Annotated in this window: 8 protein-coding genes and 1 pseudogene; 1 reads left to right on the top strand and 8 read right to left on the bottom strand. The window is 70.3% G+C overall.

The features are described 5' to 3' along the window. Nucleotides 1-23: 23 nt before the first annotated feature. The 6 genes from DMA15_RS30725 to DMA15_RS30700 form a co-directional block, all read right to left on the bottom strand. Nucleotides 24-2,882, bottom strand: a complete 2,859-nt coding sequence (locus tag DMA15_RS30725) for an NHLP bacteriocin export ABC transporter permease/ATPase subunit (protein WP_125515958.1) — start codon at nucleotides 2,880-2,882, stop codon at nucleotides 24-26. Between the two features lies 1 nt (nucleotide 2,883). Beyond that, nucleotides 2,884-5,127, bottom strand: a complete 2,244-nt coding sequence (locus DMA15_RS30720; protein ID WP_125518111.1) for an NHLP family bacteriocin export ABC transporter peptidase/permease/ATPase subunit — start codon at nucleotides 5,125-5,127, stop codon at nucleotides 2,884-2,886. A gap of 80 nt (nucleotides 5,128-5,207) precedes the next feature. Next, nucleotides 5,208-6,014: an HlyD family efflux transporter periplasmic adaptor subunit gene (locus tag DMA15_RS30715; protein WP_125515957.1), complete on the bottom strand. Its 807-nt coding sequence runs from the start codon at nucleotides 6,012-6,014 to the stop codon at nucleotides 5,208-5,210. Nucleotides 6,015-6,197: 183 nt separating this feature from the next. Continuing rightward, nucleotides 6,198-6,425, bottom strand: coding sequence for a type A2 lantipeptide (locus DMA15_RS30710; RefSeq protein ID WP_125518110.1), 228 nt, complete (start codon nucleotides 6,423-6,425; stop codon nucleotides 6,198-6,200). 449 nt (nucleotides 6,426-6,874) lie between these two features. Beyond that, nucleotides 6,875-8,416: an AMP-binding protein gene (locus tag DMA15_RS30705; RefSeq protein ID WP_125515956.1), complete on the bottom strand. Its 1,542-nt coding sequence runs from the start codon at nucleotides 8,414-8,416 to the stop codon at nucleotides 6,875-6,877. 135 nt (nucleotides 8,417-8,551) lie between these two features. After that, entirely contained in the window at nucleotides 8,552-9,754 is a 1,203-nt protein-coding gene (locus tag DMA15_RS30700; protein ID WP_125515955.1) for a winged helix DNA-binding domain-containing protein, read from the bottom strand. A gap of 246 nt (nucleotides 9,755-10,000) precedes the next feature. On the opposite strand from DMA15_RS30700, the pseudogene DMA15_RS30695 reads away from it, so the two are divergent. Beyond that, nucleotides 10,001-11,161, top strand: a pseudogene (locus tag DMA15_RS30695) (magnesium and cobalt transport protein CorA). A gap of 226 nt (nucleotides 11,162-11,387) precedes the next feature. Here DMA15_RS30695 and DMA15_RS30690 read toward each other — a convergent pair. Further along, complete coding sequence (locus DMA15_RS30690; protein ID WP_125515954.1) at nucleotides 11,388-12,635, bottom strand: site-specific integrase; 1,248 nt, start codon at nucleotides 12,633-12,635, stop codon at nucleotides 11,388-11,390. Nucleotides 12,636-12,667: 32 nt separating this feature from the next. Continuing rightward, nucleotides 12,668-12,985 carry a helix-turn-helix domain-containing protein gene (locus tag DMA15_RS30685; RefSeq protein WP_125515953.1) on the bottom strand — a complete coding sequence of 106 codons (318 nt, stop codon included), beginning with the start codon at nucleotides 12,983-12,985 and terminating at the stop codon, nucleotides 12,668-12,670. Between the last annotated feature and the right edge of the window lie 111 nt (nucleotides 12,986-13,096).

Genomic DNA, 13,096 nt, shown 5'->3' with positions numbered 1-13,096 from the left:
GTCACCGCATCTGGACGACTGAGTCACCGCATCTGACGGCGCACCAGTTCGTGCAGGCGACCGGACGTGTCCGCCAACAGCTGCGCGGGCGGGCCCTGTTGCACGATCCGGCCCTCCGCCATGACGACCACCCGGTCGGCGTCCATGACGGTGGAGAGGCGGTGGGCGATCACGACGCGTGTGGCGTTGAGGGCGCGGGTGCTGTCGATGACCGTGCGCTGCGTCTCGTTGTCCAGGGCGCTCGTCGCCTCGTCGAAGAAGAGGACGCGCGGGCGGCGGATCAGGGCCTGGGCGATCATCAGCCGCTGGCGCTGCCCGCCCGAGACCGCGCCGCCGCCGGAGATCATCGTGTGCAGGCCCATCGGCATCCGCTTGATGTCCTCGGCGAGGCCCGCCATCGCGGCGGCCTCCCACGCCTCCTCCTGTGTGAACGACTCCGCGCCGCGGATGCAGTCCAGGATCGAGCCGCTGAGCGGCTGGGCGTTCTGCAGGACGACCCCGCACTGGCGGCGTACGGCCGACTGGTCGAGGGCGGCCAGGTCCTGACCGTCGTAGAGCACACTGCCCGCCACCGGCCTGTCGAAGCCGATGAGCAGGCGCAGCAGCGTCGACTTGCCGCAGCCGCTGGGGCCGACGACGGCGACGAACTCGCCCGGGCGGATGGTCAGCGACACGTCGTCGAGGACGAGGGGGCCGTCGTCGGTGTAGCGGAAGGACAGGCCGCGGGCCTCGATACCGCCCTGCAGCTCTCCCGGCTGAGTGCTCGACTCCCGCACCTCCGGAGCCTCGTCGAGGACCGGCTTGATCTGCTCGAACATCGGCAGCACCGAGGCCGCCGAGATGAGCGCGCCGGTGAGCTGGGTGACGGAGGTGAGCAGCATCGTCACGGCGGTGCTGAAGGTGAGGAACTCCCCCGCGGTCAGGCTGCCGCGGGCCGGGCCCGCGAGGAGCATGAACATGACGAGCGTGCACAGGGGGAGGTAGACGGCGTTCAGGACCGTCGTGGCGTTCTTGACGCGGCCCGCCCGCTGTTGCAGCTCGCGGCTGCGGGCGAACTCCCCCGCCCAGGCCGCGTACGCGAAGCTCTCCGCGCCTGCCACCCGGAGTTTGGGCAGGCCGCGCAGGGTCTGGAAGGCCTGGTTGTTGAGCTTGTTGCCCAGCTCGACCAGGCGCCGCTGCCAGCGCAGTTCCCACAGGCCGAGGGCGAGGAAGACGGTGGCGATGACGGCGAGCATCGCCAGCGCGGCCAGGGCGAGGGGGACGCTGTAGAGCAGCAGCAGGACGAGGTTCATCGCGCCGACCGTGCTCGACTGGAGGGCGACGGGGCCGATGCCCGAAAGGACCCGGCGAATGGCGCTGACGCCCATGGCCGCGCTCGCCAGTTCACCGGTGGAGCGGGAGGTGAAGAAGCGGGTGGGCAGCCGCAGAAGCCGGTCCCAGACGGCTGGTTGGAGCGCGCTCTCCATGCGGCCCTCCAGCCGCAGGATGGTGAGGTTCTGGAGCAGCATGAACGCCGCCGAGACGATGCTGGTGATCATGACGGCGACGGAGACCTGGACGATGAGGCTCTTCTCCGCGTTCGGCACAAACACGCCGAGCACCTGCCCCGTCGCGATCGGCACCAGCGCACCGATCGCGACCGTCACGAGCGAGGCGAGCGCGAGGTTGCGCACATCGCCGGCGGTGCCCCGCAGGCTGAAGCGGAAGAGCCGCCACGGCGTCAGTCTCCGCTCGGGCAGCGGCCGGTAGAACATGACGGCCTGCGGCTCGAACTCGTCCGCGTTGGTCTTGTCGACGCGGGTGCGCCGCTCGGAGGTGGCATGCACCGACTCGTAGCCGCCGCGCCGCCACAGCAACGCGACCGGCGCGCCGCTCGCGGCCCGGTGCCCCACCAGCGGGCCCGCGTACTCGCGCCACCAGCGCCCGTCGAGCCGCACCGCGCGGGTGCGGATCCGGGAGGCCACCGCGATCCGCTCCACCGGGTCGAGCCGGTCGTTCACCGCGCCGCCGTCCGCCCGGCCGGTCAGCGTGATGCCCGCCGCCTCGGCGACAAGACGGCAGGCCGCGTACGTGGCGTCATCGCCGCCCCGCGCGCCGACTCGGCGTGAACTGCCCCTGCCCGCGCGCCCGATGGAGGCGATGAGGGTCCGGTCGGCCTGCTCGCGGACGTTCTCGCCCGCCTTGATACCGGCCGCCGTGCGGTCCTCGTGGGCCCGCTCAAGGCGTTCGATCCAGCGGTCGAGCGTGGCGAGCAGTCGGTACTGCTGGTTGACCATGCGCTGCCACATCGCGGGGTCCACGAGCAGATCGCCCGCGGCCTCGGCGCTGTAGGCGGAGCCGTACCGCACGCTGCCCGGCGCGACCGGCATCCAGAGGATGTCGTCGTCGGTGACGGCGCCGTCGGGGTCCTCGCCCAGGGTGCGGCCGTCGAGCGGGGCTTCGAACAGGACTCGGTGGCCGCGCCCGATGCCGAGTGCGAAGGCGTGCTCAAGGAGGCTCAGGGCCGCGTCCTGGGTGTCGTACGCCGTGGGGTACTGCTGCTCGTACGCCCAGGCGTCGCCGTAGTCGGGGCGGTACAGCTCGCGCAGCGGGACGCGGCGCAGCTCGCAGCCCGCCAGGGGGCGGCCGACGAGGGTGTGCTGGGGGCCTTCGACGGGGCCGAGGAGGAGGGTGCCCGGTTCGAGGCGGCCGAGGAAGTGCCAGTGGCCCTGCTGCACGGCGTCGACGGCGAACAGGTCGAGCGCGCCCGCCACGACGAGCCACAGCACCTGCGGGCCCTCCAGGTGGACGCTGCGCAGACCCGCGCAGTCGACCGGCGTGCCGAGCCCGCCGAAGGCGGCGGCGACCGTGTCGTGCGCGGGGACGTACTGCTCCTGGGTCACCTCAGTACTCCTTGACCAGGTCGGCGTAAGGCCCACCGGCGGCGACGAGGTGCTCGTGGCGGCCGCGCTCCACGACCTGCCCGTGGTCGAGTACGACGATCTCGTCGCTGTCGCGCACGGTGCTCAGGCGGTGGGCGATGACGACGCAGGCGCAGCCGCGGCGGCGCAGGTTGTCGATGATGACCTGTTCGGTCTCGGCGTCCAGGGCGCTGGTCACCTCGTCGAGGACGAGGACGCTGGGACGGCGGACCAGGGCGCGGGCGATCTCCAGGCGCTGGCGCTGCCCGCCGGAGAAGTTCCGGCCGTCCTGTTCGACGCGGCCGTGGATGCCGCCGGGCCTGCGGGCCACGACCTCGTACAGGCAGGCGTCCTCAAGGGCGGCGATCACGGCGTCGTCGGGGATGGAGGGGTCCCACAGGGCGACGTTGTCGCGGATCGTGCCCTCGAAGAGGAACACGTCCTGGTCGACGAAGGAGACGGAGGCGGCGAGCGCGCCGCGCGGGATGTCCTCCAGGCGCTGCCCGTCGATGCGGATCGTGCCCTCCCACGGGCTGTAGAGCCCCGAGATCAGCCGGGACACGGTCGACTTGCCGCTGCCCGAGCCGCCGACGAGCGCGACCTGCTGCCCCGGGCCGACCGACAGGGAGAAGCCGGTCAGGAGCGGTTTGTCGAGGGGGCTGTAGCCGAAGGTGATGTCGTCGAGGGTGACGTGGCCCTTGAGGCGGCGGGTGCTCGCGGCCGGCTCGGGGCGCGAGTAGAGGGAGTCGACGGGGAAGTTCTCGACGTCTTTGAGGCGGGCGACGTCGGCGGCGAAGTCCTGGATGCGGCCCGCGACGCCGTTGAGGCGGGTGATCGGCGCGGTGAAGCGGGTGACGAGGGCCTGGAAGGCGACGAGGAGGCCGATCGACAGATGTCCCTCGACCGCGCGCAGGCCGCCGATCCACAGGATCAGCGCGCTGTTGAGGGTCGCGAGCGTCGGCGCGACGACACCGAGCCAGGCGCTCGGCACCCCGAGGCGCTGCTGCTCCTCCAGGGTGGTGGCGTGCTGGCCCGCCCAGCGCCGGAAGTAGCCGTTCTCGCCGCCGGTCGCCTTCATGGTCTCGATCAACTGAAGGCCGGTGTAGGAGGTGTTGGTGAGCTTGGCGCTGTCGGCGCGCAGCTTCTGGGTGCCGGTGGCGCGCAGCCGGATGACGACGCGCATCGCCACGATGTTCAGCAGCGCGATGCCGACGCCGACGAGGGTGAGCTGCGGGTCGTACGTCCACAGCAGGGCGGCGTAGAGGAGTACGACGACTCCGTCGACCCCGGCCGCGGTGAGATCGCGGGCCAGGGTCTCGGCGACCGCGTCGTTGGAGGCGAGGCGCTGCACGAGGTCGGCGGGGCTGCGCTGGGCGTAGAACGTGACGGGCAGGCGCAGCAGATGCCGGAAGAAGCGGGCGCTGCCGAGGGTGGAGGAGATGATGCGGCCGCGCAGCAGGTTCGCCTGCTGCAGCCAGGTCAGCACCACGGTGAGCGCCACCATCGCGCCCATCGACGCGAACAGGGCGCCGAGGAGGGAGGTCTGATGGCCTATCAGGAACAGGTCGATGTACGTCCGGCTGAGCGCGGGCAGCGCGGCGCCCACCGCGACGAGCAGCAGGCTGGCGAGGAGGGCGGCGAGCATCGTGCCCGTGGTGCCGCGCAGCCGCGCCGGGAGCGCCTTCATCACGCCGGGTCTGCGGCCTCCCGGCCGGAACTCCGCCCCCGGTTCGAGGACGAGGACGACGCCGGTGAAGCTCGTGTCGAACTCCTCGGAGGGCACGAAGCGGCGGCCCTTGTCGGGGTCGTTGATGTGGACGCCCCGGCGGCCGAGGCGGCGCCCCATGCCGTCGTAGACGACGTAGTGGTTGAACTCCCAGAAGAGGATCGCGGGCGCCTTGACCTCGGCGAGCGCGGCGGGCTCCATCTGCATGCCCTTGGCGGTGAGGCCGTAACTGCGGGCCGCCTTCAGGACGTTGCTGGCCCGCGAGCCGTCGCGGGAGACGCCGCACGCGATGCGCAGCTCCTCCAGGGGCACGTGCCGCCCGTGGTGGGCGAGGACCATCGCGAGGGCGGCGGCGCCGCACTCCACGGCCTCCATCTGGAGGACGGTGGGCGTGCGGACGGTCTTCGGGCGCCGGCCCTTCGCCGCGGGGCGCGGTGCGGCGCGGCGGCCGCGCTTCGGCGGCTCGGGGCGGTGCCTGCGGCGGCCGCCGGGGGGTGGCAGCTGCTGCTGGTGTGCCGGGGAGGGGTGGGGTGCGGCCGGGGAGGGGGTGTGGGGTGCGGCCGGGGAAGTGTGGGGTGCGGTCACGGAAGCAGCCAATCGATCGGGCGCTGCTCGGCGAGGTGGAGGGCGCCGGTGGCCGGGGTCATGGAGGTGAGCGCGAAGGGTGGGCCGCCGGAAGTGGACCACGTGTAGCCGGACGTGGCGCGGGGTGACTTCTGGAGCCGCACGAGGACGGCCACGGGCGGCCCGTCCTTGGTGAACTGCCCGGCCAGCTCCTCGTCGCCGAGGAAGCCGGTGATCTTCTGCCGGGTCTGCGCCGCCCTCCCGATCGCCTTCACGCGACCGCGCAGCGTGCCGTACTCCTGGGTGGGCACGGACTGGACGGTGAGGTCCACCGAGGCGCCGACGGGGACGGTGGCCGCGCTGTCGGCGGGCACGTAGAGCATGGCGAGAAGCGGATCCCCGGGGCCCGCCACGCGCTCGACGGTCGCGACGTCGGCGCCGGTGGTGACGACGGTGCCGATCTTCGCGACGAGTGTGGTCACGCGGCCCGCGGCGAGGGCGCGTACGACCCTGTCGCCCCGGTCCGTACGGACTTCGAGCACGGGAGCGTCCGCGGCGACGCGCTTGCCCTCCTCGGCGAGGACGCGGGTCACCTGGCCGGTGACGGGGCTCTGGAGGACGTAACTGCCCTGGCCGTGCGTGAGGATGCCGGGCGCCCTGAGGGTCGAGGAGACCGAGCCGGTGACGGCCCAGACGCTCGCGGCGGCCATGACGACGAGGGTGACGGCGAGGACGAGCAGGCCCTGGGGGCGGGCGTAGCGCACCGGCAGGTCGAGTTCCTCGGGCGACTGCAGCTTGGACAGGGCCTGTTGGCGGAACTGCACGGAACGCTTCCCTTACTGTGCCGGGGGCCGCTTGGCCCGGTTGGCCTGTGACGGCTCGGCCCGCTGGGCCTGCTGGGCCCGCCTGACCTACTGGGCCCGCGACGGCTTGCCCGTGGCGTCCGTGAGCCCCGGAACCAGTGGCTCCGGGGCTCAGGGATCACGGTGTCTCGGTGAGCGGAAGGCTCAGAGACCGGCGGTCAGGCCGGAGGCCAGGCCCGTGACGGCGCCGACGTTCACGCCGGTGACGTTCTCGACGGTGCCGGCGACACCGGCGACCACGCCGGAGACCGGGGCGATCGAGTCGGCGGTGCTGGTGACGTTGCCCGCGACCTGGGCGACGAGGCCACCGGAGACGTTGTCGAGGTCGGCGTCGGAGATTTCGAGGGTCTCGACCTGCGGGGTGTTGTTCATGGTGTGAGCTGCCCTTCTCATGAATGTCGCAAAGGTGTTTCCAACCAGCGGAATCCGCCTTACCTGCGGGGCGAATTCCGCGTGGGCCAGGATCAAAGCACGTTCGCAGCTCGCACATCCAATCGATGAAGCGCCCGTCAGGTGAGGTTGTGACGGCGCATCTCCGCTGCGTGCAGGCGGTTTCACCGCGAGGTGGCAGCTCCTTCACAACATTCACAGAAGGGAATCGACCGCACGGCGGTACTCCCTTCAACAAATCGGACACTCTCCCGCCAAAGAGAGCTTTCTATGGCCCCTGCACGGGAATTCGTGCGGTGCATGCGTCGAATTGCGTGACCGGACTGCGCATTCGATGTGCAGGTTCATTGAAGGCGTGCCGAATCGCCGCCGAAGGGGACGTCATGCCGAATCGTCGCCGAAGGGGACGTGATGAGGACGCCGACGCGTCGTCAGTTCACGCCCCGGCCACGGCCCGCCCAGTACGGCTCCCGCAGCTTGAACTTCTGGATCTTGCCCGTGGCCGTGCGCGGGATGGCGTCGCGGAACTCGACGCTCGTCGGCGCCTTGTAACCGGCCATCCGCTGCTTGCAGTGGGCGATGATGTCCGCCTCCCCCGCCGTTTCCCCCTCCGCCAGGACGACGAGCGCCTTGATCGTCTCGCCCCACTTCTCGTGCGGCACCCCGATGACCGCGACCTCGGCGACCGCCGGGTGACTGAAGATCGCGTCCTCCACCTCGATCGAGGAGACGTTCTCGCCGCCGGTGATGATGACGTCCTTCTTCCGGTCGGAGATGGTCAGATGGCCGTCCGCCTCGTCGAGAGTGCCGCCGTCGCCCGTGTGGAACCAGCCGTCCTCCAGCGCCGCCGCGGTCTCCTCCGGCTTCTCCCAGTAGCTTTCGAGTACGACGTTCGAGCGGGCCAGCACCTCGCCCGCGTCGGAGACCTTCAGCTTGACGCCGAGCGCGGGCAGCCCGGCGCGGGAGAGTTTGCGCGCCCGCTCCTCGGCGGGCAGCTCCGCGTCGGCGGGCACCGCCCGGTTGAAGGTGAGCAGCGGGGAGGTCTCGGTCAGGCCGTAGATCTGCGTGAACTCCCAGCCCAGCTCGGCCTCCACGCGCTGGATCATCTTGCTCGGCGGCGGTGCGCCCGCGCAGACGATCCGCACCCGGTCACGGCCCGGCACCTCGCCGCGCCAGCTCGTGGCCGCGTCGAGCACCGCGTTCCACACCGCGGGCGCCCCGCACATGAGCGTGACGCCGTGCTCCTCCACGCGGCGCAGGATCTCGGCGCCGTCCACCTTGCGCAGCACCACCTGCTTCACACCGAGCCCCGCCATCACGAACGGCATGCCCCAGCCGTTGCAGTGGAACATCGGCAGCGTGTGCATATAGACGTCCCGCTCCCACACGCGGGTGTGCAGGCCGAAGGTGAGCCCGTTGACCCAGATGTTGCGGTGGGTGAGCTGAACCCCCTTGGGGCGGGCGGTGGTTCCCGACGTGTAGTTGATCGTCGCGGTGGCGTCCTCGTCGGGGTTCGCCCAGGGGCGCGGCTCGACGCCGAACCGCATCAGATCGGTCTCGGTCCGCTCACCGAGCACGAAGCGGTGGCGTGCCTTGACGCCCGACAGGGCGTCGTCCAGCTCCGGGTCCACGAGCAGGACGGAGGCGCCGCTCTGCCGCACCACGTAATCGACCTCGTCCGGCTTGAGCCGGAAGTTGACGGGCACGCAGATCCGCCCGCTCATCGGCACGGCGAACAACAGCTCGAGGAGCCGGGCGGAGTTATGGCTCACCACCGCCACGCGCTCCCCCTCCCCCACTCCCAGCGCGTCGAACCCCGCCTGCCAGGCGCGGATCCGCTCCCCGAGCCGCCCGTACGTGGAATCCGGTACCACCGAGGCGGGTTGGTGCGGCTCGTCGATCACACCGGGGGCGGCGGCGAAGCCCAGCTCCGCCCGGTCGAGGAAATCCGTGACGGTCATCGGTGTCCGCATAGCTCACTCCTGATATCCGGGACCACTTCGGCTACGTAACATCGTGTAGTCCGTGACGCTGTCCCACTACCCCCGAAGCAGGGTGTCGCCATACGGCGGCCGCGGCCGGCGGCAGCCCGCGGTCGCGGCGGCGGCTCAGCTTCCGACGACGACCCCGAAGCGAATGTCGTACGAGGCCGAGGACGAGGCGGACGAAGACGCTGCCGCCGCCGCTGCCGCAGCCGGGGTCTCGGCGATCCGCGTCAGCATCCGCTCGGCCTCCCGCGTCAGCGCGTCCCGCTCGGCGCGCCCCGGTTTCCCGAACGGCTCGATGGTGAGCACGGCGCTCCCGCTCCTGGCATCCTCCTCCAGCCGCCACACTCCGGCGAGGAACCCGTCGAGGAGGAAGGTGCAGTACGCGAAGTTCCCCTTCCACGTACGCCCCTTGTACGCGGCGGGCACGACGCGGGTGCGGTCGGCGTGCGAGAGGAGGAGGTTGTCGAACTCGGGGAGGAAGCGGGGCGGAGCCGGGGTGTCCGCGGCGGGGCGCGGCGCGTCGGGCAGGTCGAACAGTTCGACGCCGTTCTCGTCGCGGAACGTCCGCAGGCGTGGCCGCAGCCGTTCGAAGACCTCCCGCATACGGGTGAGCCGCGCCCAGGTCTGCATGTCCTTGACGGAGGCGGGCCCGAAGGCGGCGAGATAGCGCAGGACGGTGGCGTCGGGGGTGGGGGTGTCCGGGGACGGCGCCTCGGCGTCCGTACCCCCGAGCCAGTGTTCGAGGGTAGTGAGGCAGACCTGCCCGCTGCGCCGCCACAGCCCGCGCGGGGTCACCTGGACCAGCGGCAGCAGGCAGCGCGCGGCGACGGCGAGGGACTGCGGGTCGGCGCCGGGCCACCGCACGAGCAGGATCTCGCGGAGCTGTTTCATCGTGCGGGGCTCGGCCTCGACGGCCTCGCGGGCGATCCCGGCGAGTTCGTGCAGGTCGACGCCGGTGAGCCCGTCGCGGAACACGCCCAGTTCGCGTGCGAGTGCGTCCTGTACGAACGGCCGCAGTGTGCGGGCGTCGTCGGCGGTGTGCAGATGGATGGTGGAGCGCAGGGTGACCATGCGGACCAGCTCGCGCGCTTCCAGGAGCGCGGAGAGTTCGGCGGGGTCGAAGTCCTCCAGGCGTGCGGCGAGGGCGTAGTAGGGCGGTTTGACGTTCTGCGCCTGGAGGCCGACGAGATGGGCGACGGCGTCCTTGACGGACAGATCGCGGGAGCGGCGCAGGAGAAGCTGCCGGTCGAGCGTGGCCCGGTTGAGCGCGCGGGCCCCCAGCACGGGGGCGGTGCCGGTCCGGGCCCTGGTCGTCTTGGTCATGCGGGTCACGCTAGCGGGGGTTGCGGACACGTACGGTCCGCAAGGGGGCCGGCGCGGGGGTAGTGCGCCTCACGAGGCACGCCGCAGGCCGACCGCTTCTCCGAGGGGCCGCGCTGCCCGCCCGCGCCTTTTAGGACGTATATCCTGCTCAATGGCCATCTAGACCATACGTTCGACACCGACTCGCACGCGACTCGACTCACACTCGACTCGAGTCAACGACTCATCAACCTGGAGGCGGCCAGCATGGCGGAGCGCCGACCCCGTCCGGCATCGCCCGCGAAGAAGCACGCGTGGCGGCGCGCGACGCGGCCCCCGGCGGCCCCGCCGCCCGAGGAGACCCGGCCCGCACCGCCCTCCGGTCCCACCGCGGCGAATCGGGAGGCGGGCAGTGTCGTGGAGGCGGCGCTGTACCGCGAGGGAGTCCGCGTGGCGACGCCCTCCTCCCTCGCGGACACGTTCCGTGAGCTGCGCGAGCAGCGGGACGGCATGGCGTGGATCGGCCTCGCCCGGCCGACGGAGGACGAACTCCTTTCCCTGGCCGCCGAGTTCGACCTGCACGAGCTGGCTGTCGAGGACGCGATGGAGGCCCACCAGCGCCCGAAGCTGGAGCGGTACGGCGAGACGCTCTTCGTCGTCCTGCGCGCCGCCCGCTACCTCGACGCCCCCGAGGAGGTCGACTTCGGCTAGTTGCACGTCTTCGTGGGCCCCGACTTCGTCATCACGGTCCGGCATGCCGCGGCCCCCGACCTGTCCGGGGTCCGCCGCCGCATGGAGGAGACCCCCGACCTCCTCAAACTCGGCCCCGAGGCGGTGCTCTACGCGATCCTCGACGCGGTGGTCGACGGCTACGCCCCGGTCGTCGCGGGCGTCCAGAACGACATCGACGAGATCGAGACCGAGGTCTTCAGCGGCGACCCGGAGGTCTCCCGCCGCATCTACGAACTCTCGCGCGAAATGGTCGAGTTCCAGCGCGCCACCCGCCCCCTGGTCGGCATGCTGCACGCCCTGATGGCGGGCTTCGCGAAGTACGGCACGGACGAGGAACTCCAGCGCTACCTACGGGACGTGGCCGACCACGTCACCCACACCAGCGAACGCGTCGACGGCTTCCGCCAGGCCCTGACCGACATCCTCACGGTCAACGCGACGCTGGTGACGCAGCAGCAGAACGCGGAGATGCGGGCGCTGGCGGAGGCGGGCTTCGAACAGAACGAGGAGATCAAGAAGATCTCGTCGTGGGCGGCCATTCTGTTTGCACCCACACTCGTGGGAACGATCTACGGCATGAACTTCGATCACATGCCCGAGCTGCACTGGGTGTACGGCTATCCTTTCGCAATCCTGCTGATGGCATTGGTGTGTTCGAGCCTGTACGTGATCTTCAAGAAACGGGACTGGCTGTAGAGGTTTAGCCGGGTACGCCGACATCGATTCGCGTCCGCGAACGTTACGGAGCGGTCGTTCTGGCCCTCTGGGGAGAATCTGGGGAGAATGCGCCGCTCCGCTGCTCCAGTCGCTTCTCTCGCGCCCACCCTGTTCCACGTCTAACGGCGCAGCTGCCCTCATCAGCGCATGGCTACGCAACGTAACGAGAATGGGTGGCACAGCGTGTGCTGTGCCACCCGTTCTCTCATGTCAGGGCGAGGTTCTCTGGGACGTACTCGGGGACCATGCCGAGTAGTGCGTCGACGGCCGCTCGCCCCTTGCCGCCCGCCTCGGGCATGAAGTGGGCATAGTGGTCGAGGGTGATGGTCGGGCTGGAGTGGCCGAGCCATCGGGCGAGTGTGACGACGGACTCACCTGCTTCGAGGATGATCGAGGCATAGGTGTGTCGGAGGACGTGGAAGCCGTCCTTGCGAGATGCCTTCCAGCGTTGCCCCTTCTCTCGCATGGGGATGACGCCGGCCTTCGCGAGCGCCGGCTTCCAGACCTCGACATTGAAGATGTTGGCACGGATCGCATTGCCATACGTCGTGGTCAGGACGAGCGGGAACGTTTGCTTCTCCCGCTCGGGCTCAGGGCCGCCCCAGGGCAGCTCGACCTCGACGGCCGGGTACTGCAGAAAGTACGCGGCCAGCTCGTCGGCGACCGACGGAGGCATGTCGACGATGCGCGTCTTCCCGCCCTTAGGAAGGGTGAAGTACAAGCGACCATGCAGAAGTTGCACCTGGCGGCGGACACGGATGAGGCCGCGCTCGAAGTCGACATCTTCCGGTGAGAGGCCGAAGACCTCGCCCTGACGGAGCCCGCATCCGAGAGCGACCACGACAGCGATCCGGTACCGCGGGTTGATGACATCCCGCACCCTCCGCGCGGTCTCCAGGGGCCATGCCTCCCGCTGGTCCTCCGGCGGCTTGGGCCAGCGCACCGACTTGGCGCGCATCGGGTTGCGGACAAGGCGCTTGTCGTCGATGGCGGTCTCGAAGATGTTCGAGAGGGTGGTGAGAATCTGGCGGGCGTAGCGGGGCGAACACTCGCCTTCGAGCGTGGCAATGTAGCCGCGCAGGACGGTCGCGGAGACATCCCTCAGCGCCACATCGCCGAGGTGCGGAAGGACGTGGAGGCGTACGCGCTCGTCGATGCGCTTGACGGTTCCGGGAGCACCACGGACGCCGGCCTGCCAGTGGTGAGTGACGTAGTCGGCCACGGTGATGGAGCCGTCACGGGGGTCGACGAACTCACCGCGCTCGCTGTCGGTACCGGCCCTGCGAAGCCACGCCTTTGCGTCCTCCAGCGTGTCGAAGGACATGTCCCGGACACCGGGGATTCCTCCGACGCGATACCGCGAACCCTTCCCATAGCGGGCGGTACGTTCCCGCTTGCCAGTAACAGGGTCCTTCTTCTTTTTGATCCAGCGGTCTTCGATGTAGCCGGCCAAGTACTTCCTTTCAAGTAGGGGACAGGAGCTGGCTACCTGGCGTCAGCTAGTCGCGAGTCGGCGCGGCGTCGAGGGGTGGCGCTAACCGGATTCAGGGCAGGGTTGCAGCGGGAGTCGACCCGCTCTTGTTCGCAGATCCATGCGTCGAGCGCTTCGATCCGGTACATCACGCGACCTCTCGGCCCCATACGGAAGCTGGGCGGGCCATGTCGTCGATGCCGCCAGACGTAGAGGGTTCGGGGTGACAGGCCGAGGTACTCGGCAGCACCCCGCACATTGAGGAATGCTGTGCGAGTGGCACTGGTGGGATTTTGTATCACGGAGGCAACAGAGGGAGGGCGAGTAGGCATGGAGGTTCCTAGGCATTGCGGGGAAGTTCAGGACGGTCGGGGATGCCCCGGTGAAAGCACGGCGCTGTCCGCTCCAAGTCCACCGCCAAGCAGCCGGTGCGAACGAAACCA

The sequence above is a fragment of the Streptomyces sp. WAC 01529 genome (genome assembly GCF_003945545.1).
Lineage (GTDB): Bacteria > Actinomycetota > Actinomycetes > Streptomycetales > Streptomycetaceae > Streptomyces > Streptomyces anatolicus.
The sequence above is the reverse complement of the archived record's forward strand: the minus strand, read 5'-3'. Positions and strand labels throughout refer to the sequence as shown.

Bases quoted from the DNA above. Each gene is read 5' to 3' on its own strand.
- DMA15_RS30700 (WP_125515955.1), bottom strand. From the start codon at position 9,754: ATGACCAAGACGACCAGGGCCCGGACCGGCACCGCCCCCGTGCTGGGG.
- DMA15_RS30685 (WP_125515953.1), bottom strand. From the start codon at position 12,985: ATGCCTACTCGCCCTCCCTCTGTTGCCTCCGTGATACAAAATCCCACC.
- DMA15_RS30710 (WP_125518110.1), bottom strand. From the start codon at position 6,425: ATGAACAACACCCCGCAGGTCGAGACCCTCGAAATCTCCGACGCCGAC.
- DMA15_RS30705 (WP_125515956.1), bottom strand. From the start codon at position 8,416: ATGCGGACACCGATGACCGTCACGGATTTCCTCGACCGGGCGGAGCTG.